Consider the following 24,807-nt stretch of genomic DNA (forward strand, 5'->3'; position numbering starts at 1 on the left):
CACTCATCCTGCCGCGCGGCGATAAACGAACGATGAACGCGTCCGTCCATCGAGCCGGACTCCAGGTCAGGCGCCTAGGCGGCGAGTTCCGCCGCCAGCAGGGCCCGCACTTCGGCCAGTTCCGCCGAACCCAGTTGGAGGAACACGGTCTCCGCGTCCCGCCAGCACGCCCGCGCCCGGTCGGGCTGGCCGAGCTGCCGCAGTGCCTTGCCGAGGACGGTCAGCACGGTGGCCCGGCGCCACTCGCCGCCGATCCCGCGCAGGGCGATGGCCTGCTCGGCGTGTTTCGCGGCGAGGGCGGGCCGCAGGGCGGCCAGGTGGGCCTCGGCGAGCCGGAAGTGGGTCACGCCCTCCCACAGCGGCTGGCGGTTGTCGTGGAACAGCGACAGGGCCTCGCCGAGCTGGTCCAGGGCCTCCGTGAGCCGGCCGGCCTGGGTGAGGGCGATGCCGAGCGCGTAGCGGCCGTTGGCCAGGCGCAGGGTCAGGCCCATGCGGTCGTATATGGCGATGCCCTGCTGCGCGAGGTCGATGGCGCTGGACAGCCGGCCCAGGACGACGTGGATCCGGGAGAGGTTGCACAGGGCGCTGGCCTCGCCGATGAAGTTGCCGTCGGACCGGAAGTTCTCGATGGCCTCCAGCAGGAAGCGCTCTCCGTCCTCGTGCCGCTTCTGGTAGAGCGCGATGATCCCGCGGTCGTTGGGCGCCCAGCAGCTGGGCAGCGGGTCGCCGGCCAGCCGGGCCAGTTCCATGGCCTGCCGGGCCTGTTCTTCGGCCTCGTCGAAGCGGCCCACGAAGAGGTGGACCATGGTGAGGGTGGTGCGCGCCCGGCCCTCGGCGCGCGGGTCCCCGGCGGCGCGGGCGGCCTCGCACAGGGTCAGCGCGGCCGACTCGTACTGCTTGGAGTTGGCCCCGGACTCGGAGAGGTCCTTGGCCGCCCACAGCAGGTCCACGGCCCGGCGCAGGGCGTCCGGCCGTCCGGCGGACTGCCGTACGCAGGCCAGCAGCGGGTCGGCCTCGGCGAACAGCCAGTCCAGGGCCGCACGGGGTTCGGTGAGGACGAGGCCGGGGTGGCGGGTGGCGGACAGGTGGGCGGGCAGGCGGTCGCCGGGCCGCTCCAGGGCGTACACGCGGGAGGCGGTGGCGAGGTAGAAGTCGAGGAGCCGGTCGAGGGCGGCCTCGCGTCCGCCGGCGGGCTGCTCGTCGCGTTCGGCGCAGGCACGCGCGTAGAGGCGTACGAGGTCGTGGAAGCGGTAGCGGCCGGGGGCGGCGGATTCGAGGAGGGAGCAGTCGACTAAGGCCTCCATGAGGTCCTCGGTGTCGTGCTCGGGCAGGTCGAGGACGGCGGCCGCGGCGGCCAGGGAGATGTCGGGTCCGTCGGCGAGGCCGAGGAGGCGGAAGGCGCGCTGCTGGGCGGGCTCCAGCTGGCCGTAGCCGAGCTCGAAGGTGGCCTTGACGGCGAGGTCGCCGGACTGGAGTTCGTCGAGGCGGCGGCGTTCGTCGGCGAGCTTGGCGGCGAGGACGGACACGGTCCAGGTGCGGCGGGCGGCGAGCCGGGAGGCGGCGATGCGGATGGCGAGCGGCAGGAACCCGCAGGCGCCGACGACGTCGAGGGCGGCCTGGCGTTCGGCGCCGACGCGTTCGGCGCCGACGATCCGGGTGAACAGCTGCAGGGCCTCCTCGGGGCTCATCACGTCGAGGTCGACGAGATGGGCGCCGGCGAGGCCCGACATCCGGACCCGGCTGGTGACGAGGGCGGCGCAGCCCGCGGTGCCCGGGAGCAGCGGGCGGACCTGGGCGGCGTCGCGGGCGTTGTCGAGGAGGACCAGGACGCGGCGGCCGTCGAGGGTGGAGCGGTAGAGGGCGGCCCGGTCGGCGGGGGAGTCGGGGATGGCGCTGTCGGGGGTGCCGAGCGCCCGCAGGAAGGAGCCGAGGACGGCTTCGGGGAGGGCGGGGCGGGGCTCGGTGCCCTGGAGGTCGACGTAGAGCTGGCCGTCGGGGAAGTGCGGGCGGGCGGCGTGCGCGACGTGGACGGCGAGGGTGGTCTTGCCGACGCCTCCGATGCCGGCGAGCGCGGAGACGGCCATGACCTGCCCGTCGGAGCCCGAGAGGATCTCGCCGAGCTCGCCGACGAAGGGGGTGCGGCCGGTGAAGTCGGGAATGGTGGCCGGGAGTTGGGCGGGGCGTACCAGTGCGGGGGCGGCGGCCGGGGCGGGGTCCTCGGCGCGGGCCAGTTCGGCGTCGGCGTTGAGGATGCGCTGCTGGAGGGCGGAGAGCTCGGGCCGCGGGTCGACGCCGAGTTCCTCGGCGAGGAGGCGGCGGGTGTCCGCGTACACGGCGAGGGCCTCGGCCTGCCGGCCGCTGCGGTAGAGGGCGAGCATCAGCAGTTCGCGCAGCCGCTCGCGCAGCGGGTGGGCGGCGGTGAGGGCGGTGAGCTCGGAGACGGCCTCGGCGTGCTGGCCGACCTCCAGGTCCAGGTCGAGGCGGGTCTCCAGCAGCTGGATGCGCCATTCGGTGAGCCGGGTGCGCTCGGTCTCGGCGTGCGGGCCGGGGACCCCGGCGAGGGGTTCGCCGTCCCACAGGTCCAGGGCGCGGGCCAGCAGCGTCCGGGCGAGGGCGCGGTCCCCCGCGGTGCGGGCCTTCTCGGCGTCGGAGGCGAGGCTGCGGGCGATGCCGAGGTCGAGGGCCTCCTGGTGGCGCAGCCGGATGGCGTAGCCGCCGGCGTCGCTGACGAGCAGCTCGGGGTCGAGGACCTTGCGGAGGCGGGAGGCGTAGGTGCGGATGGTGGCGAGGGCCTGCTGGGGCGGGTCCTCGCCCCAGATGGCGTCGATGAGCTCGGGCGCGGTGGCGGTGCGGCCGTCGCGCAGCAGCAGCGCGGCGAGCAGGGCGCGCTGCTGGGGGCTGCCGGAGGGCAGCGTCTCGCTCCCGCGCCAGGCGCGGACGGGTCCGAGCACGGCGAACCGGTTGTCTCCGGGGGCGGGTGTGCCGGGTGCCCCGGGCGTGCCGGGACCGTCGGAGTCGCTCGGCTGGTGCGGGATGGCCGGTCCGCCGTCCATCTTTCCTCCCCCTGCCTTCCGTCGGGTTCCGTCGGTTTAAGGGTCAGTCTGCCCTGTGTTGCGCGTACGCGTCAGCCCGCGGCGGAGCCATCCGCTCCTGGCCGGGGAACGACTGGCGCCGGAATAGCTGACGGTTCGTCAGATCGACGCTACCGTGAGAGCCATGGAGACCTTCCCCAAGATCATCTCGGTGGACGACCACACGGTTGAACCTCCTCACGTCTGGCGGGACCGGCTCCCGTCCAAATACCGCGACACCGGCCCCCGGATCGTCCGCGCCCCCCTCAGGGAAATGACCTTCCTCGGCGGCAGGTTCGCCCCCGTCATGGGCGCGAAGGGCGACGAGGGCCCCGTGGGCGACTGGTGGGTGTACGAGGACCTGCACCGGCCGCTCACCCGCCTCGACACCGCCGTCGGGTACGACCGTGACGAGATCAAACTGGAAGTCATCACCTACGAGCAGATGCGCCCCGGCTCCTTCTCGGTTCCCGAGCGCCTCGCCGACATGGACGTCAACCACGTCCAGTCCGCCCTCTGCTTCCCCACCTTCCCCCGCTTCTGCGGCCAGACCTTCACCGAGGCCAAGGACCGCGAACTCGGCCTGCTCGGCGTGCGGGCCTACAACGACTGGATGGTGGAGGAGTGGTGCGGGCCCCTCGCGCAGGGCCGCCTCATCCCCCTGACCCTCATCCCGCTGTGGGACGCGCGCCTGGCCGCCGAGGAGGTGCGCCGCAACGCCGCGCGGGGGGTGCGCGCCGTCGCGTTCTCCGAGATACCCCCGCACCTGGGGCTCCCGTCCATCCACACGGACGAGTGGGACCCCTTCCTCCAGGCCTGTGACGAGACCGGCACGGTCATCGCCATGCACATCGGCTCCTCCTCGCGCATGCCCTCCACCTCGGCCGACGCCCCGCCGGCCGTCGGCTCCACCATCACCTTCGCCAACTGCTGCTTCTCGATGGTCGACTGGCTGATGAGCGGCAAGTTCGAACGCTTCCCCCACCTGCGGATCATGTACGCCGAGGGCCAGATCGGCTGGATCCCGTACATCCTGGAGCGCGCGGACGTGGTCTGGGAGGAGAACCGCGGCTGGGGCGGGATCGCCGACAAGGTCCACCGCCCGCCGTCCGAGCTCTTCGCCGAGCACGTCTTCGGCTGCTTCTTCGACGACGCGTTCGGCCTGAGGAACCTCGGCTCGATCGGCGTCGGCAACGTCCTCTATGAGACGGACTACCCGCACTCCGACTCCACCTGGCCCAAGTCGCGGGAGGTCGGAGAGGCCCAGATGGGCCACCTCGACCCGGACGTCGTCGAGCGCATCGTGCGCGGCAACGCCATCGACCTCCTCGGGCTCACCCCCGAGGGACTCTGGCCCGGGCCCTGAGACGGCGGAAGGGGGGCGGGGACCGCCCGGCCCCCGCGCCCCACCGCCCGCGGTGGATCAGGCGGCGGGGGCCCGGCCGGCCGCCACCACCGGGCGGACGTGGGCCAGCAGCAGCTCCAGGAAGCGGTCCGGGCGGCGCAGCGCCGCGAAGTGGCTCGCGTCCTCGATCAGCGCGAAGCCCTTCACCGGCGCCTCGACCGCGTCGAAGTACGCCCGGGCGCGGGCCGCCGGGGTGATCACGTCCAGGGCGCCCTGGAACACGAAGAACGGGATCTCGAAGCGGGTGCCGTCCGCCCAGTCGTCGAAGCCGTGCGTACCGGTGACGACCGGCTCCGAGAAGCCCTGTCCCTTGAAGTACGCGGCGATCTTGCCGGGGGAGTAGAGCGGCGACAGCCACATCGACCCCAGGACCACCTTCTTGAGGGTGTCCAGCGTGAGCGGGTCGCTGCCGGCGCACAGCTTGTCGTACGCCGTCCGCTGCGCCGGGGTCCAGCGGTTCGGGTCGCAGCCCATCGCCTCGACCTTCGCCGCGGCCTTCGCCTTGCCAGCGGCCCGCAGCCGCGCCAGGGTGGCGTCGTAGGCCGAGGTGTCCCGCCCGGCCTCCAGGACGTTCTGGTCGGTGCCGACGTACGCCGAGAACAGCTCCGGGTGGCTGCGGGCCAGCCGGAGCCCGAGGACCGTGCCGAAGGAGCTCGGCAGCAGCACCACCCGGTCGACGCCGAGGCGCTCCCGGACGTGGTGGACGACCTCCAGCGCGTCCGCGTACAGCCGCTCGAAGGCCGGCGCGCCGCCCTGGCCGGCGGGGCCGCCGTGGGCGAAGGTCAGCCCGGCGCCGCGCATGTCCCAGCGGACCAGGGTGAAGTGCCGCTCCCAGGCCCGGGTGCGGGCCCCGTAGGGGGAGTGGGCCGCGCCCGGACCTCCGTGGAGCTCCAGCAGGACGGGATTGGCCCGGTCCTCGCCGCGGACGGAGATCCACTGGTCGATGCCGCCGATGCGGACGAAGCCCTGCTGGTCGATGCCGTTCGGCGCGTCGATGCGCATCAGGCGGGCGTGGGTCGAACGGCGTACGGCGCGGTGGGCGAGGAGGCCGGCGACGGGAGCGGCGAGCGCGGCGGCGGTGGTGGCGGCGATGATCCCGAGCATTATTGTTTCCCCCAGACACTGTTTTGCTGATGTGGGGGAGGATACGGCAAGGAGCCTCCGTGTAAAGGGGGTTGGGGCGCGGGCGGCGGGCCCGCCCGAAGGGCCGGAATCCCGCCATCCCAGCGGCGCGCGAGGCCCGGACCTTGCACCCCGGCCCGTCGCCGGGGCATGCTTCGCCAGGGCAAAGGCGGGAGGGATCATGGCGGTGGACAAGCGGTCCGTGGTGACGGCAGTGCTGTGCGCCGTGGCGGCGCTGGGCGCCTCGGCGGCGGTGGCCGAGCTGGTCCCGCCCCCCGAAGCGGCCGCCCCCGTGCACGCCAAGTCGGCCGCACCCACCGGCTCGCCGAGCGGATCTTCGCGTCCGCAAGCGTCCAAGCCGCAGCTGGGCAAACCCCAGTCGGCCCCCGTCGCCCCCAAGCCGGGCAATGCCGCCACCTTCACCGGCGCCCTCTTCACCGGCAGCCTGGAGGGCGACCACTTCTGCACGGCCACGGTCGTCCGCAGTCCCGGCAAGAACCTGATCGTCACCGCCGGCCACTGCCTCCTGGAGGGGGCGCAGACCCGCGACGGCGGAGCCGTCTTCGCACCCGCGTACGCGAACGGCGTCGCCCCGTACGGCGTCTGGAAGATAGAGCAGGTCTACGAGGACAAGCGCTGGGCCGACGACACCGACGACGACTACGACCTCGCCTTCGCCCGCCTCGCCCCCGACGACAAGGGCCGCAACATCGAGGACCTCACCGGCGGAGCCGTCCTGGACGCCAGCGGCCGCGCGGGCGAGCAGGTCACGGTGACGGGCTACCCCGCCGACCGCAAGGTCCCCCGCACCTGCACGGCGGTCGCGGTCCGCACCAGCGAGCGCGAGCAGCGCTTCGACTGCGCCGACTTCCCCGGCGGGACCAGCGGCAGCGCCTGGCTCGGCCGCGACGGCAAGATCATCGGCATCCTGACGGGCGGCGACACCGACGACGTCTCCACCAGCACCGTCCTCGGCGACTACGCGGCCCAGCTCTACGCGAAGGCCACGGCGCCGCAGCGCTGAGGTTCCCCGCCCCGGCTGCGCGCCGCCCTCGATGAGGGTCCAGCCGGGGGAGACGTCGTCCAGGGGGCCGACGTTCTCGTACCGGCCGTCGACCGGCGTCGCGGCGCGGTCGGCCGCGCGGCACCCCCGTCCGTTCTGTGCCGGGCCGGGACCTCCCGGACCCAGGCCCGCCGCCTAGCATGGGAACGTGCATTCGAATGAAGGCGGGCCCGCGCCAGCGGAGCGCCCCCCGCTCACGCCCGCCCTCACCGGCACCGAACTGGCCCGCTGGTACTGGACCCTGGCCGAGCTGTCCGAGCTCGCCCGGCGGCTCGGCGTACCGCGCGGCGGCGGCAAGACCGCGCTCACGGAGCGCCTGAGGGCCGTGCTCGACGGCGAACCGCCCCCCGCGGCCGCCCCCCGCCGGGCCGCGGCCGTCCGGCAGCTCTCCGCCCCGGTGGACGGCGCCACGGTGATTCCCGAGGGGCAGCGGTGCAGTCAGGTGCTGCGGGAGTTCTTCCGGCGGGAGATCGGCCCGGGATTCCACTTCGACGGGTACATGCGCGCGTACATCGCGCAGAACGCCGGCCGCACGCTCGCCGACGCGGTCGCCCACTGGCACCACACCCGGACGGCGGCGGCCGAACCCCAGCCGATCGACGCCCAGTTCGAGTTCAACCGCTTCCTGCGCGCCTGGCACGCCGACCACCCGTCCGGCACGAGGCACGAGGCCCTCGCGGCCTGGCGCGCCCACCGCTCGGCACCGCGGCACCCCGCCGGGTCCGCCGGACCGGCCGGCCCGGCAGGAAAGGGCGTTGAGCCGTCGGGGCGGGCCGGCTGACCGCTACCTGGTGTTCGGCTCGGCCGGCGTCGGCCGGGAGACCTCGGAGGCGGTGTGGGACGAGCGCCGCGCGGAGCGGGCGCGCGGGGCCCCGTCCTGGGTCACGAGCCCGAGGTGGACGGGCTCGGCCGGGGCCCCGGCGAGGAGGTCGTGCAGGCGCGGGGGCCAGAGGGGTTCGCCGAGGGTGGCGAGCCGCTCGGGCGAGACCCACTGCCAGTGGATGCCCGGGGCTTCGAGCACGGGTTCCCGGTGCGGGCCGGTGGTGACGTAGATGTGCTCGTGCTGCCGTACGGGGATGCCCTCGTGGGTGAAGTCGTGCTCCCAGGTGCACAGCAGCCGCTGCGGCTCCAGGTCGGTCCACCCGGTCTCCTCCCGGAGCTCCCGCCGCACGCACTCCTCGGGGGTCTCACCGGGATCCATGCCGCCGCCCGGGGGCAGCCAGTGGATCCCGACCTCGACGTTGTTCTCCCGGAACAGGAACACCGATCCGCTGGGGGAGAGGACGACAATGCGCGCTGCCTGACGAGGAGTTCTCATCAACGCAGCGTACGGCGGGGCCGGGCCGGGCGGGAGGGGTCGGGCGAGGGGTGCCGGCGGCCGGCACCAGGTCGTCGCCGGATTCCGCTTCGTGCCGGCGGGGGGTGGTCCGGAGCTGATCTTCGCTGTAGAGTTGCTCTTGAGCTCGCGGCCGGGGAACCGGCGGTGGGACCGGCGTTGGTGGTCCAAGGAAAGGCACCCCACTTCCTGTGGGGGGATGCAGGTGCAAGGCCTGCCCAGCGCTCGATCAAGGCCCCGGCCTCCTCAGGGAGGCCGGGGCCTTCTGCATGCCCGGGGCCGGCGCGCGTGCGTTGACCGCGTCGATCGCGTCGATCACATAGGGTTGCGCACATGAACACCGGACCGGCACCCCGCCACGCACGGATTGGCCATCCGGTGGAGGGCTGATCGCGCGACGGGTGCCACGCGCGCACCCGCTCCGTTCGCCACGCGGACCTCCCGGCATTCGCCCCGCCGCGAGTCCGTTTTCCGTGTCGAACACCCACGAGGTCAGCCGCATGACAGCCACGTTCAACCACACCATCATCGCCGCCAAGGACCGCACCGAGTCGGCCCGCTTCTTCCGCGATCTGCTCGAACTCCGGGACGCGCCGTCCTGGGGCCCGTTCGCCAACGTCCAGCTGGCCGACGGCGTGCTCCTGCAGTTCGCCGAGCCGCCGGTGGACATCCAGATGCAGCACTACGCCTTCCTGGTCGACGACGACCTGTTCGACCGCGCGTACCGCCGGCTGTGCGATCAGGGCGTCCGGCACTGGGCCGACCCGCAGATGCGCCGTCCGGGCGAGACCAACGACGAGCACGGCGGCCGGGGGGTCTACGTCAAGGACCCCGCCGGACACCTGATCGAGCTGATCACCCGCCCGTACCTGTAACGAGCGGCGACACCGGCCCCGCGCCGCCACCCCGAACCGGAACCCGACTCGCCGGTACATGTGATCAGCTGAGGTACCGTCGGGGGGATGAGCAAGCACCGCCGAGCCGGATCCGGATCCGGTCCCGCCCCCAGCCCCCGCGCCCGTACGACGGAACGCGGCCGGCGGCGCGGGGGTGCCCGGCGGCGCGGTTCGGCGGGGCGGCCGCCGCGGGCGCTGGTGCTGGTCGCCACCGCCGGGCTGCTGCTCTTCGGGGCCGGCTGGGTGCACGCCCTCTACGAGCAGCCCGGCGCACCCGTGACCCCGACCCGTACCGACGCCCGCCCCAAGGCACACGCCGGGGCCCCCGAGCACGCCGCGCGCGGGGGCGCCCGTCCCGACGCCCTCCAGGGCCTCCCGGCCGCCGCGCTCAGCGAGGCCACCCGGGCCCGCATCCCGGCCGAGGCGCGCCAGCTGGTCCTCGTCACCGGCGAGGCGAAGGACTCCTCGGAGTCCACCGCCGCCCTGTACACCCGCCGCGCCCCCGGCGGCGACTGGGTCCGGGCCGCGCAGTGGCCGGCCCGCAACGGCGCCAGGGGCTGGTCCACCGGGCGCGAGTACGGGGACCTGACCTCCCCGCAGGGAGTGTTCTCCCTCAGCGACGCCGGAGGCCTGCTGGCCGCCCCGCCGGGCACGAAGCTCCCCTACGACCGGGACCCCGGCTTCGTCGCCACCGGCCGCGGGGTGAACGGGGAGTCCCTCGCCGGCTCCTTCGACTACGTCGTCGCGATCGACTACAACCGCCGCCGGGGCGTGTCGCCGCTGGACCCGGTCATGCCGGACGGCGAGGGCCGGGGCGGCAACATCTGGCTCCACGTGGACCACGACGGCCCCTCCCAGGGCTGCATCGGCCTGCCCAGGGCCGCGATGAAGCAGCTCCTGGAGACCCTGGACCCGGCGGCCCACCCGGTCGTCGCGATGGGCCCGGCCGGCTTCTGACCCGGACCGCGCGCCGTCCCGGCCCCGGAGCCGGACGACGCCGCTTCCGCCGTGCGCGCAGCGCCCGACCCCTTGCCTGACAGACCGTCAGATAGAACGATGGCGCCCGGCACCGCACGGCGAACCGGCATACGAAGGCGAGGCGGGACGGCCATGGCACGCGTGTTTCCGGAAGGCCGGCTGGCGTACGGGATGCAGCTCCCGGTCCAGTCGCAGAGCACCCTCTACGCCGAGCCGTGGGAGGCCTCGGCCGGCGCGGCCGATCTCGCCGAGGTGGCGCGCGCCGCCGACCGGGCCGGCTTCGGGTACCTGGCCACGTGCGACCACGTGGCCATCCCGCGCCGGCTCGCCGGGCCCATGGGCACCGTCTGGTACGACCCGGTGGCCACCCTGGCCTTCCTGGCCGGGATCACCGAGCGGGTACGGCTCCTGAGCCATGTCGCGATCGTCGGCCTGCGCCACCCGCTGGCCATCGCCAAGCAGTACGCGACCCTCGACCACCTGTCGGGCGGCCGGCTGGTCCTCGGGGTCGGGGCCGGGCACGTGCGGGAGGAGTTCGAGGCGCTGGGGGCGGACTTCGCGCGCCGCGGGCCGGTCCTCGACGAGACCCTGGACGCCCTGCGCGCCGCCCTCGGTCCGGAGGAGTTCCCCGAGTTCGAGGGGGAACGGTTCTCCTTCCGCGACCTCGGCCAGTTGCCCCGCCCCGCCCAGCGCCGGGTCCCCGTCTGGGTCGGTGGGTCCTCCCCGGCCGCCGTCCGCCGGGCCGCCGTGCGCGGTGACGGCTGGCTCCCGCAGGGCGACCCGCGCGACCGGATCCCGGCGCAGGTCGCCCGGATCCGGGGGCTGCGGGAGGAGGCCGGGGTGGAGGGGCCCTTCGAGGTCGGGGCGATCACCGAGGCCCTCTACGTCGGCGAGCCCGGCTGGGACACCGGCCGGCGCACCCTCACGGGCAAGGCGGAGCCCCTCGCGGAGTCCCTGAGGGAGTACCGGGCGCTGGGGGTGGACCAGGTCCAGGTCCGCTTCCGCAGCCGCGACCGGGCCGAGCTCGTGGACCAGATCACCGCTTTCGGGGCCGAGGTGGCCCCGCTCCTCAACGACTGACCACACGGACAAGGGGGTACCCGTGGGCAAGCTGGACGGGCGCGTCGTCATCATCACCGGTGCCGCGCGCGGGCAGGGCGAGCAGGAGGCGCGGCTCTTCGCCGCCGAGGGTGCCAGGGTGGTGCTCGGCGACGTGCTCGACGAGCAGGGAGCCGCCGTCGCCCGCGAGATCGCCGAGGAGCACGGCGCGGGCCGTGCCCGGTACGTACGGATGGACGTGGCCCGGGAGGAGGACTGGGCGGCGGCGGTGGCCGTCGCGAAGGAGGCGTTCGGCCGGGTCGACGGGCTGGTCAACAACGCGGGCATCCTGCGCTTCAACGAGCTGACGGCGACCCCGCTGGAGGAGTTCCAGCAGGTGGTGCAGGTCAACCAGGTCGGCACCTTCCTCGGGATCAAGGCGGTGGCCCCCGAGATCGGGGCGGCGGGCGGCGGGACGATCGTCAACACCTCCTCGTACACGGGCCTGACGGGCATGGCGCACGTGGGCGCGTACGCGGCGACCAAGGCGGCGATCCTCGGGCTGACGCGGGTGGCGGCGCTGGAGCTGGCCGCGCGGAACGTCCGGGTGAACGCGATGTGCCCCGGCGCGGTGGACACCCCCATGGCCAACCCGGGTCTGCTGGACCCGGCCGGGGTGACGGACGAAGCCCGGCAGGCGATGGCGGACCTGTACCGGAAGGTGGTGCCGCTGGGGCGGGTGGGGCGGCCGGAGGAGATGGCGCGGCTGGCGCTGTTCCTCACGTCCGAGGACTCCTCGTACATCACCGGCCAGCCGTTCGTCATCGACGGGGGCTGGATGGCCGGGGTCAGCCTATTCTGACGGCGCGTCAGTTGACCTCTTCGCCGGTCTTGACGCCCCCATCCGGCGGTGGAACAGTCGGACCATCGAATCTGACGGAACGTCAGAAACCTAAGGACGGTGAACCCCTTGGAATTCGGGCTCTTCGTGCAGGGATACGTGCCTGAGGCGCGGTCCAAGGTCGACCCCGAGGCAGAGCACAAGGCACTGCTTGAGGAGACCCAGTACGTCATCCAGGCCGACAAGTCCGGCTTCAAGTACGCCTGGGCCTCCGAGCACCACTTCCTGGAGGAGTACTCCCACCTCTCGGCCAACGAGGTCTTCCTCGGCTACCTCGCAGCCGCCACCGAGCGCATCCACCTGGGCTCCGGCATCTTCAACCCCCTCGCCCCGGTGAACCACCCGGTGAAGGTCGCCGAGAAGGTCACCATGCTCGACCACCTCTCCAAGGGCCGCTTCGAGTTCGGCACCGGACGCGGCGCCGGCAGCCACGAGATCCTCGGCTTCCTGCCCGGCATCACGGACATGAACCACACCAAGGAGATCTGGGAGGAGACCATCGCGGAATTCCCCAAGATGTTCCTCCAGGAGGAGTACGAGGGGTTCCAGGGCAAGCACTGGTCGCTGCCGCCGCGCAAGATCTTCCCCAAGCCGTACGGCAAGGCCCACCCGGCCATGTGGTACGCCGCCGGCTCCCCGTCCTCGTACGCGATGGCGGCGAGGAAGGGCCTCGGCGTGCTGGGCTTCAGCGTCCAGAAGGTCTCGGACATGGAGTGGGTCCTGGAGCAGTACAAGACGGCGATCCAGGAGGCGAAGGCGGTCGGCGCCTTCGTGAACGACAACGTGATGGTCACCTCGACGGCGATCTGTGCGGAGACGCACGAGAAGGCGGTCGAGATCGCGGTCAACGCGAACATGAACCGCTTCCAGTCGCTGGTGTTCCGCTACCACGACACCTTCCCGCGGCCCGAGGCGATCCCGCAGTGGCCGGAGACGCTGCCGGAGTACAACGCGGAGATCATCGAGCTGCTCATCGCCGAGGAGCTGCTGATCTGCGGTGATCCCGCGGAGGTGCGCGCGCAGTGCAAGCGGTGGGAGCAGGCGGGGGCGGACCAGCTGTCGTTCGGCCTGCCGACCGGGGTGTCGTACGAGGACACGATGACGACGATCAAGCTGATCGGGGAGCACGTGATCCCGCACATCGACACGGACCCGGTCCACCGCACGACCCGCTTCCGCCAGTCCGCGTAGCCGGTCCCGCCGGCGGGGCCATGAACAGCCCCGTCGGCGTTTGAGGCGAACGGGGTCCGGGGCTTGCCCCGGTGAACGGAGGAAGGGCGGGGCGGGGAGAGGGCCCCGCGCAGCGCCCACCCGGCACGCCACCGCACCGCAAGCCGTACCCCACGGGAAGGGAGCCCCCATGCTCGACCACCTCATCCGCGGAGCGACCGTCGTCGACGGCACCGGCGCCCCCGCCCGCGTCGCGGACGTCGGCCTGCGCGACGGCCGCATCGCCGTCGTCGCGCCCCCCGGCACCGTCGACGAGGAGGCCCGCACCAGCGAGGACGCCACCGGCCTGGTCCTCACACCGGGGTTCATCGACCCCCACACCCACTACGACGCCCAGCTCTTCTGGGACCCGTACGCCACCCCCTCCATGAACCACGGCGTCACCACCGTCGCCGGCGGCAACTGCGGGTTCACCCTGGCGCCCCTCAACCCCGACCGCCCCGAGGACGCCGACTACACCCGCCGGATGATGAGCAGGGTCGAGGGCATGGCCCTCGCCGCCCTCGAAGAGGGCGTCGACTGGTCCTGGTCCGGCTTCGGGGAGTACCTCGACGCCCTCGAAGGGCGGATCGCCGTCAACGCCGGCTTCATGGTCGGCCACTGCGCCCTGCGCCGCCACGTGATGGGGGAGGACGCCACCGGCGCCGCCGACCCCACCCCCGCCCAGCTGGACGCGATGCTCGCCCTCCTCCACGACGCCATGGACGCCGGCGCCTGGGGGCTGTCGACCACCCAGTCCTCCACCCACTCCGACGGCGACGGCGCCCCCGTCGCCTCCCGGCACGCGAAGCCCGCCGAGCTGCTCGCGCTCGCCCGGGCCGTCGGCGAGCACGAGGGCACCCAGCTCGAAGCCATCGTCGCCGGCTGCCTCGACCAGTTCTCCGACGAGGAGATCGACCTCTTCGTCGACATGAGCGCGGCCGCCGGCCGGCCCCTCAACTGGAACGTCCTCACCATCGACGCCGCCGTCCCCGAACGGGTCCCGCGCCAGCTGGTCCCCAGTGAGCGCGCCCGCAAGGCGGGGGGCCGGATCGTGGCGCTGACCATGCCGATCCTCACGCCCATGAACATGTCCCTCGGCACCTTCTGCGCCCTCAACCTCATCCCCGGCTGGGGCGAGGTCCTCGCCCTTCCCGTCCCCGAGCGCATCGCCAGGCTCCGCGATCCCGCCGTACGGGCCGGGATGCTGCGCCGTGCCGACAGCAAGGAGGCCGGGGTCTTCCGGCGCCTGGCGAACTTCGGCCGGTACGTCATCGGGGACACCTACAGCAAGGAGAACGAGGGGCTCAGCGGGCGCGTCGTCGGCGACATCGCGGCCGAACGCGGGCAGGACGCCTTCCAGTGCCTGGTCGAGATCTGCGCCCACGACGACCTGCGCACCGTCCTGTGGCCGATGCCCACCGACAACGACCCGCAGACCTGGGCCCTGCGCGCCGAGACCTGGCAGCACGAGGACGTCATGCTCGGCGGCTCCGACGCGGGCGCGCACCTGGACCGGATGTGCGGGGCCCCCTACACGACCCGGTTCCTCGGCGACTGCCTGCGCGGCCGCAGGCTGGTGCCGCTGGAGCAGGCGGTGCGGATGCTGACGGACGACCCGGCCCGGCTGTTCGGGCTGCGCGAGCGCGGCCGGATCGCCGAAGGCTGGCACGCGGACCTGGTCCTCTTCGACCCGGAACGCATCGAGGCGGGCCCGGCCACGCTGGTCCACGACCTGCCGGGGGACAGTCCGCGCCTGGACTCCCGGGCGATCGGGATCGTGTCGGTACGGGTCAACGGGGTCGAGACCGTCCGCGACGACGAGGTGACCGGCGCGATCCCGGGGATCGTGCTCCGGTCGGGCCGGGACACGAGGACGGTGAGCACCCGTTGAGCGGTCGGCAGGCGCAGCGGTTGTACGTCGGCGGGGAGTGGGTCGAGCCCGACGGCGGTTACTACGAGGTGGTGAACCCGGCGGACGAGTCCGTGGTCGGGCTGGCCCCGGAGGCCTCGCGGGCGCAGGCCGAGGAGGCGGCCCGGGCGGCGGCGGAGGCGTTCGGACCGTGGTCCCGTACGCGGCCCGAGGAGCGGGCGGCGATCCTGGACCGGGCCGCGGACGTCATCCAGCGGGAGTTCGAGCCGTGGGCGGAGCTCGCCCGGGCGGAGACCGGCGCCCCCACGGGGATCGCCCGCGGGATGCAGGTCGGGGTGGGGGTGGCGCGGTTCCGGCGGTACGCGAAGGGCGCGCTGGAGCCGGTTGAGCGGGGGCTGCCGCCGCAGGTCACCGAGGCCGGGCCGATGGGGGCGGCCTCGGTGCTGGGGGCGCTGGAGGTGCGCCAGCCGGTGGGGGTGGTCACCTGCATCACCTCGTACAACAACCCCTGGGCGAACCCGGCGGGCAAGGTGGCGCCGGCCCTGGCGATGGGGAACACGGTGGTGGTCAAGCCGGCCCCGCAGGACCCGCTGTCGGTGTTCCGGATGGCGGAGGCGCTGGCGGAGGCCGGGATCCCGCCGGGGGTGGTGAACGTGGTCTCCGGGCAGGCGGTGGAGGTCGGCGAGGCGGCGGTGGACTCCCCGTACGTGGACATGGTGTCCTTCACCGGCTCGACGGGGGTGGGGCAGCGGATCGCGGAGGTCTGCGGGCGGTCCATGAAGCGGCAGCTGATGGAGCTGGGCGGCAAGGGCGCGGCGGTGGTCTTCGCGGACGCCGACCTGGACGCGGCCGTCATGGGGATCGGCACCACCTTCTCCTTCTACAGCGGGCAGATCTGCACGGCCCCGACCCGGGTGATCGTCCAGCGGTCGGTGTACGCGCAGCTGGTGGAGAAGCTGACGGGGTACCTGGCGTTCATGAAGGTCGGGGATCCGGCGGTGAAGGGGACGGTGGTCGGCCCGGTGATCTCGGAGGCGCACCGGGACCGGGTGGAGTCGTACGTGGAGCTGGGCCGCAAGGAGGGGGCGCGGATCGTGTGCGGCGGGCAGCGGCCGGTGGTGGGGGAGGGGCGCGGTTTCTACGTGGCGCCCACGCTGCTGGTCGACTGCACCAACGACATGCGGGTGGTGCGGGAGGAGATCTTCGGGCCGGTCGTCGTGGTCGTCCCCTTCGAGGGGGGCGAGGACGAGGCGGTGGCCCTGGCCAACGACAGCGACTACGGGCTGATCAGCTACGTGTGGTCCGGGGACGCGGCGCGGGCCTTCCGGGTGGCGCGGCGGCTGCGGGCCGGCGGGGTCGGCGTGAACACGATCGGCCGGAACATGGAGGCGCCGTTCGGGGGCTTCAAGCGGTCGGGGGTGGGCCGGGACGTGGGCTCGTACGCGCTGCACGCGTACAGCGAGGTCCAGTCGATCGTGTGGGCGGGGTAGGGACAAAATTGCCTCGGGAAATTTTCTAATCGGACATTACGGACGCAGCTGCGATTTCCGCATTCCGGAACCCCGTGTTCGGCGCCTGCGAATCGGGCGCGGGGGTGCGAATGGATCTTGCAATCCCGCGTCGTAAACTGCTCACGGATTGAAATTCCAAGGCGATTCATTGCGCGGACATCTGGACTTCATCCGGACTTAACCAGTCCAGATGTGGAAATCGCACCCTCTACCGTCCTTTCACATGACACAGCTGGACGAGCGGCCTCGGGTCGGAGACACGGTAAGCGGCGTGGCCGAGGGCGACGGCGAGGTCCGCGGCAAAGGCCTCGGCAAGGGCTCCGTCGGCCTGGTGGGCAGCGCCGTCATCGGCATCTCCACCGTCGCCCCCGTCTACTGCCTGACCTCCACCCTCGGCTCCACCGCCGGACAGGTCGGCCTCCAGATGCCCGCCGTCTTCCTGGCCGGCTTCCTGCCGATGCTGCTCGTCGCCTTCGCCTACCGCGAGCTCAACAAGGACATGCCGGACTGCGGCACCTCCTTCACCTGGACCGTCAAGGCCTTCGGCCCGCGGATCGGCTGGATGTGCGGCTGGGGCCTGGTGATCGCCACGATCATCGTCCTGTCCAACCTGGCCGGCGTCGCCACGTCCTACTTCTGGCTGCTGGCCGGCGAGATCACCTCCGATCCGGACATCGCCGCGCTGGACCACAACAAGTTCGCCCACATCGCCACCTGCCTGGCGCTCATCGCCACCGCGACCGCCATCAGCTACCGCGGCATGACCGCCACCAAGGGCGTCCAGTACACCCTCGTCGGCCTCCAGCTCGTCGTCCTCGCGGTGTTCGTGGCCATGGCCTTCCAGAAGGCCTCCGCCGGCGCCTTCGACACCGGCGTGCACTTCTCCTGGCAGTGGATGAACCCCTTCGCGGTCCAATCCATGGGCGCCTTCACCGCCGGACTCTCCCTCTCGATCTTCATGTACTGGGGCTGGGACACCTGCCTCACCGCGAACGAGGAGACCATCGGCTCCGCCAAGACCCCCGGCCGCGCCTCGCTCATCGCGATGGTCGTCCTCGTCGGCTCCTACCTCGCCACCGGCGTCGCCGCCCAGCTGGCCGTCGGCTCCGGCGACAAGGGCCTGGGCCTCGGCAACCCGGAGACCTCCGGCAACGTCTTCGCCGCGCTCGCCGGCCCCGTGATGGGCCCGGTCCTCGGCATCCTGCTCTTCGTGGCCGTCCTGGCCTCCGCCGCCGCCTCGCTCCAGACCACCTTCATCCCGGTCGCCCGCACCGTCCTCGCCATGTCCACGTACGAGGCCCTGCCCGCCTCCTACGCCGAGGTGCACCCGCGCTTCAAGACCCCGGGACGCGCCACCGTCACGGCGGGCGTCGCGACCGGCGCGTTCTACACGGTCATGACCCTGGTCAGCGAGAACGTCCTCACCGACACGATCTTCGCGCTCGGCCTGATGATCTGCTTCTACTACTCCCTGACGGCCTTCGCCTGCGCCTGGTACTTCCGCGGCGACCTGCGCCGCTCCGCCCGCGACCTGTTCTTCAAGGGCGTCTTCCCCGTCCTGGGCGGCCTGCTCCTGGCGGCGGTCTTCGTCAAGACGCTGGCCGACGCCTGGGACCCGTCGTACGGCTCCGGCTCCACCATCCCGGGCCTCGGCGTCGGCAGCGTCTTCGTCATCGGCGTGGGCCTGCTGGCCCTGGGCGTGGTCATCATGCTGATCACCCAGCGCCGCAGCCCGGCCTTCTTCCGCGGCGAGGTCCTCACGAAGTCGACGCCGTCACTGGTGGTCGAGGACTGAGCGTCACACCAATGAGGGGGTGGGCGGTGACCCGGGGTGCGGCGGGGTCGTTGGGCCGGGCATGACTGCCATCAAGCGCACCCTGTCCGCCCTGGTCCTCACCGGAGGCGCCGCCCTCGCCCTCACCCCCGCCGCCGCACAGGCGGCCGACGGGCCCACGCTGGAGAACCAGCCCGTCGTCGAGCGGGTCGTCGACATCGCCGGCCACCCGGGCCAGGCGGTGCAGGACACCAAGACCGCCCTCGCCGTCACCGGCGCGGCCGCCAACAGTGCGACCAAGTCCACCCAGGGCTCCCTCGCCGGCGCCGACACCGCCCTGGACGGCGGCCTGCCGCAGGCACCGACGGTGAAGTGAGACCCCTTCCGATTGACTTCGGAATGTAATCCGAAGTACGTTGAGTGGGTGCTGACGCCGACGATCTCCTTCTCCGAGCTTTCAAAGAACTCGAAGCGCGTGGCCGAGACGCTGGACAGGGCCAAGCGCCTGCATGTGACACGCCGCGACGGCGAGGACATGTATCTGACCACGGCCGGCCATGATCAGCAGCGAGAGGAAACGGCCGACATCACCGCCCGCCTGTTCGCGGCTCTGATGACCACTGACAGCGGCGCGAGAGCCATAGTTCTCGCGCTGCCTTCAGTGTTCCCCTGGGTCCGCCATCTGGCGGCTGACGAGATGCGCCAATTCGTCGAGGAGCTGACACACGCGGCGCAGGACATCGCCGAACTCGACGTCCACGCGAATCTGCACCGGGTGATCACCGAGTGGCGGGCCACTGCCCGCATCCTCGCCGACCCCGAGCTGGCAGCACGCCTCACCAGTCCCCTTCCGGATGAGGACCATGGAGAGCTCGTCGCCCCGTGACGCCCAAGCGAGGTGACGAGGTCGCCCCGCCGCCGGTCGCCGGAGAGTGGTGCCTGCGCTTCGCCACGAACGAGGCGGCCAAGGGGTGGGGTGAGTTGGCGGCGGAGGCGCCGGGCAACACCCGCCGTTGCTACGAGGCCCTGCGCGGTGATCCGCAGGCCCAGGTGGACCCGGATCGCCAGCACCGGCTCCGGGGACGCCTCGCCGTGCGCACCCTCGGAGGCGCGTGCTATCCCCAGTGGGAGTACGAAGTGACGTCCGGTGGGCGGGTGCGGTACCTGGTGGACGAGGCCAGGCGCACGGTCTGGCTCGTCGCGGCGGGCACGCGGCACCCCAAGGACACCGAGTAACGCGGGGAGGGTGGCGGAGGCCGCTCAGCCCCAGGTGCGGGAGCAGAGGGCCAGGCGGTAGCCGTCGGGGTCGGCGATGGTGACGCCGTACTCGTCCCAGTACGGGTTGTTGGACGGCACCTGCTGCCCGCCGCAGGCGATCAGCCGGCGGACGAGGGCCGCGTCGGGTTCCTGGCCGAGGTAGACGACGAACAGATCGTCCACGGTGGGTGTCGGTTCGACGGGGTTCTCGGGGTCCCGGGTGAGCTCGAAGTGCCACCCGCCGCCGGTCGGGCCGACCATGACGAGGTCGTGCTCCCCGGGAACGTGCCCCGAGGTCCGCCACAGGACGTCGAGCCCGAGCCCGTCGACGTAGAACCGCTCGGCGGCCGCGAGATCGCGGGAGGGGCGGGCGACACGGACGTGGGCGTGTGCATCGATCATGCGGGGAGGCTACGGCGGCCCGGCGACTCCGGGGGCGGACGAGCGGGCGGTCTGTCAGGTGGGGCGGGGCGGGGGCTTCGGGGTGGGCGGTGCACCCTGGGGCGGGGTCGGGGGAGCGTCGGGGGTTTCCCGCCAGTCCACTGTCCTTCCGGGCCGGTCCGGCCTGTCAAGGGCGCTCCTTCGTCGCGTCGCTGCGCGATGGCCTTCGGCCACCCTTGACAGACCGGCCCGTCCCGGAATGCCAAAGACTGTCGGGAACCCCCCGAAGGAACGGGCCGGCCAAGGGACACATGTCCGACGCGGTCCGGGGAAGCCCGACCCCTTCCGCCCGGCAGACCGGGCATCCGGCCCCGCTGCGATCCCGCCGCCACCCCCGGGCAGCCGGGTCGCCCCAGATCGCTACGCGCTCCTGCCCAAACAGCGTCCGACGACCGTCCGTGGCTGATACCCCCGCCCCATGTCGACCAGGAGGGCACAGGGATGCTCCCCGCGCGACAGATCGCTACGCGCTCCTCGAATCTCAGCGGCCGGCGGCCGCCTTGGGTTGATACCGGAACAAAACGACGCACCGATCGGCCTCCCGGGGCAGTGGGGGCGTCAGGGGGTCGCCGGATTCCGTTTGTTGGCCGTCGCTGATGGTTTCGCGGCTGGATCTCGTGTAAAGTCGATCACGAGCTCGCAGCCGGGAAACCGGCGGTGGGACTGGCGTTGGTGGTCCAAGGAAAGGCACCCCACTTCCTGTGGGGGGATGCAGGTGCAAGGCCTGCCCAGCGCTCGATCAAGGCCCCGGCCTCCTCAGGGAGGTCGGGGCCTTTGCGTTGGCTACTTCCGTTCGGCCGCGCTGCGTTCCACGCAGAACTCGTTGCCCTCGGGGTCGGCGAGGGTCACCCAGCCGGCGCCGTCGGGCTTGCGGTGGTCGCCGACCAGCGTGGCGCCGAGCGCGACGAGACGTTCCACTTCCTCGTCGCGCGTGCGGTCCTGCGGCTGGAGGTCCAAGTGCACCCGGTTCTTGACCGACTTGGTGTCGGGCACCTGGATGAACAGCAGCGTGCCCCCTTCCGTCGCGAGCAGTGCCTCGGGGTCGCCCGGCGAATCGTCCGCGTGCAAGGCCCCGTTGAGGACCTCGGCCCAGAACCGGCCCAGCGCGTAGGCGTCTTGGCAATCGATGGTGATGTGCCTGATGAGGGAAGTCATGGGCGCACACTAGCCGCACTCGTGTCGACAGGCATAGCGTTTACTTGCATTCCATTGCAATGAATGGGTGGAGTTCGTTGCGTTGAATTTCGGATCGTTGCAACGATTACAGCGTTCTGAACTGGCGTTACGTGCGCTTTTCGCAACGACGGTGTTGTCAGATCTTGGAATGCAACGTAGCGTTTCTCATGTCAGAAACCAGCGGGCCGAACGGGGCGCGCGATACCGATCAAGGAGAGCACCATGCAGACGTTCGCCACGGCCACCCCGGTCTCCGCCGTCCTGGACATCCCCGCCGGTCGCGTCCAGCTCATCGCCTCCGACCGCACCGACGCCACGGTCGAGGTCCGCCCCGCAGACCCCTCCAAGGGCCGCGACGTGAAGGCCGCCGAGCTGATCGAGGTCGCCTACACCGACGGCGTCCTCCGGGTCGTGGCCGCCGACGCCAAGAACCGGATCACCGGCAACTCCGGCTTCGTCGACGTGACCCTCCAGCTCCCCGCCGACTCGCACGTCGAGGCCAAGCTCGCCGCCGGCGAGGTGCGGGGCAAGGGCCGCCTCGGCGACTTCGTCCTCGAAGCCGCACAGGCCGAGGTCAAGCTGGACGCGACCGCCGCCGTCCGCGTCACCGTCCAGTCCGGCGACGTCTCCCTCGGCCGCGTGGGCGGCCCGGCGGAGGTCAGCACCCAGAAGGGCGAGATCACCATCGCCGAGGCTACCGCCGGCGTGGTCACCCTGACGACCCAGCACGGCAACATCACGGTGGGCGCCGCCCGTGGCGTCGCCGCCTCCCTGGACGCGGGTACCGGCTACGGCCGCATCAGCAACGCCCTCCAGAGCTCCGAAGGCACCGTCCCCCTGAACATCCAGGCGACCACCGCCTACGGCGACATCACCGCCCGCACCATCTGACGCCCCAGGGGCTGATGTCCGGCCCATGGTGCGGACACCAGCCCAAGGCGGCCGCCGGCCGCTGAGATTCGAGGAGCGCGTAGCGATCTGTCGCGCGGGGAGCGTCCCTGTGTCCTCCTGGTCGACATGGGGTGGGGGTATCAGCCACGGACGGTGGTCGGACGCTGAAGGGGCAGGAGCGCGTAGCGATCTGGGGCGACCCGGCTGCCCGGCGTGGGGGACGGGGTCGCAGCGGGGCCGGATGCCCGGTCTGCCGGGCGGAAGGGGGCTCGCTTCCCTGGACCGCATCAGAGGTCATGGGCTTGGCCGGCCCGTTCCTTCGGGGGGTTCCCGACAGTCTTTGGCATTCCGGGACGGGCCGGTCTGTCAAGGGTGGCCGAAGGCCATCGCGCAGCGACGCGACGAAGGAGCGCCCTTGACAGGCCGGACCGGCCCGGAAGGACAGTGGACTGGCGGGAATCCCCCGACGCTCCCCCGACCCCGCCCCAGGGTGCACCGCCCACCCCGAAGCCCCCGCCCCGCCGTAAAAGAAGGTGCGGGTGCACGCGGGCGCGGCCTAGCTTGAGGCGGTGAGCAGCGACTATCCATTCGCCGACGGCTACAACCTCGTCTGGGATCTGACCGGCTTCGGTGACGCGGACGAGGAGATAGTCGAGTCCGCCTCGCTGTCCCGGGACCAGTTCCTGAAGATCCGGCACCTCTTCGTGCTGGGGGACGACCCCTGGATGGTGGCGGGCGAGTACCGCGTGGCGCCGAGCATCTGGGCGCACGTCCGCCGCGCGGTGCCGGGTGTCCGGTTCCAGCGCGATGCCGACTACTTCCTCGGCGCCCGTCAGGCCCTGCCTGACGGGCGCTTCTGGCGTCCGGCCCCGGGCGTGGCGGCGCCGGGACCGATCCCGCCGTTCTAGGCGGTGACCCCGCCGAGGAAGGCGGTCCAGGTGGAGGGGCTGACCTTCAGCTCAGGGCTGGCGGCGAGCTTGGAGTCCCGGACGTGGACGGTGTCGGTGCAGGTGGCGACCTCGACGCAGTCGTCGCCCTGGCTACTGCTGTACGTGGACTTGTGCCAGGAGAGGGCGACCTCGACGCAGCTGTCGCCCTGGCTGCCGCTGTAGCTGCTCTTGAACCACCGGAGCTGGGAGCTGTTCACAGGGATCCTCGCAATCGCATCAACAGGCCCGCGCTGTCCGCAGGATTGAGGGCCTGGATGCGAAGCTTCGCATACTGCTGCTGGAGGTCGCTTACGGCTTTCGGGTCGGAGATGACCTGACCCGCCTTCTGGCCTTCGCTGTAGCCCCACCACTGGTGTTCTGCGGATTCAAGCAGGCGGAAGGGACCATCTGTGCCTGCGTGTTCCGGGCTGACCGTGGGCATGAGCTGGATGTCAATGTTGGGAAGCTGGGCGCATCCGAGCAGGTGGTCGATCAGTTCGCGTGTCACTTCCGCTCCGCCTGTTTGGCGCTCAATCACCGTCTGCTCGATGATGAAACTGAACGTGGTGTAGGGGGTGCGTGTCAGCACCTTCTGCCGGTTCAAACGCAAGGTGATGCGGTCTTCCGCGTCCTCCACCGTGGGCCTGGGCGGCACGTTCTCGATCTGCGCCCGCGCGTAAGCCTCTGTTTGCAGCAGCCCCGGCACCGACCTGGACTCGTACGTGTCGAGGGCGATCGCTTCCTCCTCCAGTTCTGCCCACCGCCTGAACCAGGACGCCAGCCCGCGCCTACGAGTCAGCTGTTTGGCCGCGATCTGAAGGACGCCGAAGGCATCCAGAACGTCTTCAGCCTTGTTCACGAACTTCACGGACGGATGCCGGCGCCCCTGTTCCACGGACGCCACGTACTGCACCGAGTAGCCGACCTTCGGTGCGAACTGCTCCTGCGTGAGGTCAGCGCGTTTGCGGAACGCCTTCACCGTCTCACCGAAGTTCTTCAGGTCCGGATCGGGTTCCGTCTGGTCGTCACCGCCGCTGCCCTTGCCAGCCGTCATCACGGTCACCTCCCGAGTCATCATGCTCACGGTCGGTGACAGCCCCTGTCCAGAGGGGCAGCTACTACTCTTCTTCAGTAGCAGTCGAGGCGCTGGGAACTCCCCAGCCCACCCGCCACGTTCAACCCATGACCGCACCCTCCCGCCCCACCCCGCCCCTCGTACGCACGTTCACTCAGCGTTTCAGCTGCACCCCCCGCGGCGCCCGCCTCGCCCGGCAGCTCGCGCTGGTCTCCCTTCACGACTGGGGCGTCCCCGAAGGCACCGCCCTCTCCGACGACGCCGGGCTCCTCGTCGCCGAGCTGGCCTCCAACGCCGCCACCCACGGCCGCGTCCTCGGCCGGGACTTCGAGCTCAGGATGGTCCTGCTGGGCGGCGGTGACCCGCACTCCGCCGGGGTCCTGCGCCTGGAGGTGTCCGACCCCCGGCGGGACCGCCGGCCCGCCGTCCAGCCGCACGCGTACCAGGCGGAGGCGGGCTACGGCCTGCGCATCGTGGACGCCGTCGCCGCCGACTGGGGGGTGGTGGACCGCATCATCGGCAAGACCGTCTGGGCCGAGCTGACCACCCTCAGGGCTCCGGCAGCACCAGGACGCTGACGCTGTAGCCCGTCGGGTTGACCAAGCGGCCGCACGCCATGTCGATCCGTACGTCCTCGGCGCTCACCCCGGACCGCGTCAGCTCACGCAGGTACGTCCGCAGCTCGCCCTCGTCCAGCGTCGAGAACCGGTGCTCCCACCGCCCCGACGCCTCCCGCTCCCGCCGGGCGTCGGCCTCCCGGCGCCCCCGCTCCTTGCGCTTGCGCTGACCCGGCATCCGGCCCCGCCCCCTTCCCCGCCGCCTCCAGGGCGGCCCCACGTCGGGCGATTAGCATGCGCGCCG

General features: G+C 72.1%; 24 protein-coding genes and 1 pseudogene. 17 read left to right on the forward strand and 8 right to left on the reverse strand.

Features of this window, described 5'->3' with window-relative positions; all coding sequences use genetic code 11:
* Positions 1 to 74 precede the first annotated feature (74 nt).
* The gene (locus WDV06_RS12035) at positions 75 to 3,053 is read right to left on the reverse strand and encodes an AfsR/SARP family transcriptional regulator (protein WP_395509672.1); all 2,979 of its coding nucleotides are present in this window, start codon (positions 3,051 to 3,053) and stop codon (positions 75 to 77) included.
* A gap of 163 nt (positions 3,054 to 3,216) precedes the next feature.
* On the opposite strand from WDV06_RS12035, the gene WDV06_RS12040 reads away from it, so the two are divergent.
* A complete protein-coding gene (locus WDV06_RS12040) occupies positions 3,217 to 4,437 on the forward strand; it encodes an amidohydrolase family protein (RefSeq protein WP_395509673.1) in 1,221 nt (406 codons plus the stop codon).
* A gap of 57 nt (positions 4,438 to 4,494) precedes the next feature.
* Here WDV06_RS12040 and WDV06_RS12045 read toward each other — a convergent pair whose 3' ends face one another.
* Positions 4,495 to 5,580 (reverse strand): alpha/beta fold hydrolase, encoded by a 1,086-nt coding sequence (locus WDV06_RS12045; RefSeq protein ID WP_395509674.1) that lies wholly within the window; start codon positions 5,578 to 5,580, stop codon positions 4,495 to 4,497.
* A 199-nt stretch (positions 5,581 to 5,779) separates the two neighbouring features.
* Here WDV06_RS12045 and WDV06_RS12050 point away from each other — a divergent pair, with 199 nt between their 5' ends.
* Together WDV06_RS12050 and WDV06_RS12055 are read left to right on the forward strand one after the other, a co-directional pair.
* On the forward strand, positions 5,780 to 6,622 hold the full coding sequence (locus tag WDV06_RS12050; RefSeq protein WP_395509675.1) for a trypsin-like serine peptidase: 843 nt from the start codon (positions 5,780 to 5,782) through the stop codon (positions 6,620 to 6,622).
* Positions 6,623 to 6,809: 187 nt separating this feature from the next.
* Positions 6,810 to 7,442, forward strand: a complete 633-nt coding sequence (locus tag WDV06_RS12055) for a DUF6434 domain-containing protein (RefSeq protein ID WP_395509676.1) — start codon at positions 6,810 to 6,812, stop codon at positions 7,440 to 7,442.
* A 3-nt stretch (positions 7,443 to 7,445) separates the two neighbouring features.
* Here WDV06_RS12055 and WDV06_RS12060 read toward each other — a convergent pair whose 3' ends face one another.
* A complete protein-coding gene (locus WDV06_RS12060; RefSeq protein WP_395509677.1) occupies positions 7,446 to 7,979 on the reverse strand; it encodes an NUDIX hydrolase in 534 nt (177 codons plus the stop codon).
* A 518-nt stretch (positions 7,980 to 8,497) separates the two neighbouring features.
* Here WDV06_RS12060 and WDV06_RS12065 point away from each other — a divergent pair.
* The 11 genes from WDV06_RS12065 (at position 8,498) to WDV06_RS12115 (ending at position 19,413) form a co-directional block, all read left to right on the forward strand.
* Positions 8,498 to 8,872, forward strand: a complete 375-nt coding sequence (locus WDV06_RS12065) for a VOC family protein (RefSeq protein ID WP_395509678.1) — start codon at positions 8,498 to 8,500, stop codon at positions 8,870 to 8,872.
* A gap of 87 nt (positions 8,873 to 8,959) precedes the next feature.
* Positions 8,960 to 9,850 (forward strand): L,D-transpeptidase family protein, encoded by an 891-nt coding sequence (locus tag WDV06_RS12070; RefSeq protein ID WP_395509679.1) that lies wholly within the window; start codon positions 8,960 to 8,962, stop codon positions 9,848 to 9,850.
* A gap of 153 nt (positions 9,851 to 10,003) precedes the next feature.
* Complete coding sequence (locus WDV06_RS12075; protein WP_395509680.1) at positions 10,004 to 10,951, forward strand: TIGR03619 family F420-dependent LLM class oxidoreductase; 948 nt, start codon at positions 10,004 to 10,006, stop codon at positions 10,949 to 10,951.
* Between the two features lie 22 nt (positions 10,952 to 10,973).
* Complete coding sequence (locus tag WDV06_RS12080; protein ID WP_395509681.1) at positions 10,974 to 11,771, forward strand: SDR family NAD(P)-dependent oxidoreductase; 798 nt, start codon at positions 10,974 to 10,976, stop codon at positions 11,769 to 11,771.
* A gap of 108 nt (positions 11,772 to 11,879) precedes the next feature.
* Positions 11,880 to 13,001 carry an LLM class flavin-dependent oxidoreductase gene (locus WDV06_RS12085; RefSeq protein WP_395509711.1) on the forward strand — a complete coding sequence of 374 codons (1,122 nt, stop codon included), beginning with the start codon at positions 11,880 to 11,882 and terminating at the stop codon, positions 12,999 to 13,001.
* Between the two features lie 169 nt (positions 13,002 to 13,170).
* Positions 13,171 to 14,913, forward strand: coding sequence for an N-acyl-D-amino-acid deacylase family protein (locus WDV06_RS12090; RefSeq protein WP_395509682.1), 1,743 nt, complete (start codon positions 13,171 to 13,173; stop codon positions 14,911 to 14,913).
* Positions 14,910 to 16,382, forward strand: coding sequence for an aldehyde dehydrogenase family protein (locus WDV06_RS12095; protein WP_395509683.1), 1,473 nt, complete (start codon positions 14,910 to 14,912; stop codon positions 16,380 to 16,382). The genes WDV06_RS12090 and WDV06_RS12095 overlap by 4 nt, the downstream gene beginning before the upstream one ends.
* Positions 16,383 to 16,626: 244 nt before the next feature.
* Positions 16,627 to 18,198, forward strand: coding sequence for an APC family permease (locus tag WDV06_RS12100; RefSeq protein WP_395509684.1), 1,572 nt, complete (start codon positions 16,627 to 16,629; stop codon positions 18,196 to 18,198).
* A 61-nt stretch (positions 18,199 to 18,259) separates the two neighbouring features.
* The gene (locus WDV06_RS12105; protein ID WP_395509685.1) at positions 18,260 to 18,553 is read left to right on the forward strand and encodes a hypothetical protein; all 294 of its coding nucleotides are present in this window, start codon (positions 18,260 to 18,262) and stop codon (positions 18,551 to 18,553) included.
* A gap of 48 nt (positions 18,554 to 18,601) precedes the next feature.
* On the forward strand, positions 18,602 to 19,063 hold the full coding sequence (locus WDV06_RS12110; protein WP_395509686.1) for a prevent-host-death family protein: 462 nt from the start codon (positions 18,602 to 18,604) through the stop codon (positions 19,061 to 19,063).
* Positions 19,060 to 19,413, forward strand: coding sequence for a hypothetical protein (locus WDV06_RS12115; RefSeq protein WP_395509687.1), 354 nt, complete (start codon positions 19,060 to 19,062; stop codon positions 19,411 to 19,413). The genes WDV06_RS12110 and WDV06_RS12115 overlap by 4 nt, the downstream gene beginning before the upstream one ends.
* A gap of 24 nt (positions 19,414 to 19,437) precedes the next feature.
* Here the strand turns inward: WDV06_RS12115 and WDV06_RS12120 are convergent, their stop codons facing one another.
* Together WDV06_RS12120 and WDV06_RS12125 are read right to left on the reverse strand one after the other, a co-directional pair.
* On the reverse strand, positions 19,438 to 19,836 hold the full coding sequence (locus WDV06_RS12120) for a VOC family protein (protein WP_395509688.1): 399 nt from the start codon (positions 19,834 to 19,836) through the stop codon (positions 19,438 to 19,440).
* Positions 19,837 to 20,664: 828 nt separating this feature from the next.
* Positions 20,665 to 21,030, reverse strand: a pseudogene (locus tag WDV06_RS12125) (VOC family protein); the annotation flags it as partial.
* 243 nt (positions 21,031 to 21,273) lie between these two features.
* Between WDV06_RS12125 and WDV06_RS12130 the strand changes: the two are divergent.
* Both WDV06_RS12130 and WDV06_RS12135 read left to right on the forward strand, forming a co-directional pair.
* Positions 21,274 to 21,942, forward strand: a complete 669-nt coding sequence (locus WDV06_RS12130; RefSeq protein ID WP_395509689.1) for a DUF4097 family beta strand repeat-containing protein — start codon at positions 21,274 to 21,276, stop codon at positions 21,940 to 21,942.
* A gap of 569 nt (positions 21,943 to 22,511) precedes the next feature.
* The gene (locus tag WDV06_RS12135) at positions 22,512 to 22,850 is read left to right on the forward strand and encodes a hypothetical protein (RefSeq protein WP_395509690.1); all 339 of its coding nucleotides are present in this window, start codon (positions 22,512 to 22,514) and stop codon (positions 22,848 to 22,850) included.
* Here the strand turns inward: WDV06_RS12135 and WDV06_RS12140 are convergent.
* Positions 22,847 to 23,089 (reverse strand): DUF397 domain-containing protein, encoded by a 243-nt coding sequence (locus WDV06_RS12140; protein WP_395509691.1) that lies wholly within the window; start codon positions 23,087 to 23,089, stop codon positions 22,847 to 22,849. The genes WDV06_RS12135 and WDV06_RS12140 overlap by 4 nt on opposite strands.
* A complete protein-coding gene (locus WDV06_RS12145) occupies positions 23,086 to 23,925 on the reverse strand; it encodes a helix-turn-helix domain-containing protein (protein ID WP_395509692.1) in 840 nt (279 codons plus the stop codon). Before WDV06_RS12145 ends, WDV06_RS12140 begins: the two co-directional genes overlap by 4 nt.
* Positions 23,926 to 24,053: 128 nt before the next feature.
* On the opposite strand from WDV06_RS12145, the gene WDV06_RS12150 reads away from it, so the two are divergent.
* Positions 24,054 to 24,524, forward strand: a complete 471-nt coding sequence (locus WDV06_RS12150) for an ATP-binding protein (RefSeq protein WP_395509693.1) — start codon at positions 24,054 to 24,056, stop codon at positions 24,522 to 24,524.
* On the opposite strand, the gene WDV06_RS12155 is transcribed toward WDV06_RS12150, so the two are convergent.
* Entirely contained in the window at positions 24,496 to 24,741 is a 246-nt protein-coding gene (locus tag WDV06_RS12155; protein WP_395509694.1) for a hypothetical protein, read from the reverse strand. The two genes, WDV06_RS12150 and WDV06_RS12155, sit on opposite strands and share 29 nt — an antisense overlap.
* Positions 24,742 to 24,807 lie beyond the last annotated feature (66 nt).

It is taken from the genome of Streptomyces racemochromogenes (assembly GCF_044129415.1).
Taxonomy (GTDB): domain Bacteria; phylum Actinomycetota; class Actinomycetes; order Streptomycetales; family Streptomycetaceae; genus Streptomyces; species Streptomyces racemochromogenes_A.

Excerpts from the sequence above, each read along its gene's own strand:
- WDV06_RS12035 (WP_395509672.1), bottom strand. The coding sequence starts at position 3,053 with ATGGACGGCGGACCGGCCATCCCGCACCAGCCGAGCGACTCCGACGGT.
- WDV06_RS12040 (WP_395509673.1), top strand. The coding sequence starts at position 3,217 with ATGGAGACCTTCCCCAAGATCATCTCGGTGGACGACCACACGGTTGAA.
- WDV06_RS12045 (WP_395509674.1), bottom strand. The coding sequence starts at position 5,580 with ATGCTCGGGATCATCGCCGCCACCACCGCCGCCGCGCTCGCCGCTCCC.
- WDV06_RS12050 (WP_395509675.1), top strand. The coding sequence starts at position 5,780 with ATGGCGGTGGACAAGCGGTCCGTGGTGACGGCAGTGCTGTGCGCCGTG.
- WDV06_RS12060 (WP_395509677.1), bottom strand. The coding sequence starts at position 7,979 with ATGAGAACTCCTCGTCAGGCAGCGCGCATTGTCGTCCTCTCCCCCAGC.
- WDV06_RS12065 (WP_395509678.1), top strand. The coding sequence starts at position 8,498 with ATGACAGCCACGTTCAACCACACCATCATCGCCGCCAAGGACCGCACC.
- WDV06_RS12070 (WP_395509679.1), top strand. The coding sequence starts at position 8,960 with ATGAGCAAGCACCGCCGAGCCGGATCCGGATCCGGTCCCGCCCCCAGC.
- WDV06_RS12075 (WP_395509680.1), top strand. The coding sequence starts at position 10,004 with ATGGCACGCGTGTTTCCGGAAGGCCGGCTGGCGTACGGGATGCAGCTC.
- WDV06_RS12090 (WP_395509682.1), top strand. The coding sequence starts at position 13,171 with ATGCTCGACCACCTCATCCGCGGAGCGACCGTCGTCGACGGCACCGGC.
- WDV06_RS12100 (WP_395509684.1), top strand. The coding sequence starts at position 16,627 with ATGACACAGCTGGACGAGCGGCCTCGGGTCGGAGACACGGTAAGCGGC.
- WDV06_RS12105 (WP_395509685.1), top strand. The coding sequence starts at position 18,260 with ATGACTGCCATCAAGCGCACCCTGTCCGCCCTGGTCCTCACCGGAGGC.
- WDV06_RS12120 (WP_395509688.1), bottom strand. The coding sequence starts at position 19,836 with ATGATCGATGCACACGCCCACGTCCGTGTCGCCCGCCCCTCCCGCGAT.
- WDV06_RS12130 (WP_395509689.1), top strand. The coding sequence starts at position 21,274 with ATGCAGACGTTCGCCACGGCCACCCCGGTCTCCGCCGTCCTGGACATC.
- WDV06_RS12145 (WP_395509692.1), bottom strand. The coding sequence starts at position 23,925 with ATGACGGCTGGCAAGGGCAGCGGCGGTGACGACCAGACGGAACCCGAT.
- WDV06_RS12150 (WP_395509693.1), top strand. The coding sequence starts at position 24,054 with ATGACCGCACCCTCCCGCCCCACCCCGCCCCTCGTACGCACGTTCACT.
- WDV06_RS12155 (WP_395509694.1), bottom strand. The coding sequence starts at position 24,741 with ATGCCGGGTCAGCGCAAGCGCAAGGAGCGGGGGCGCCGGGAGGCCGAC.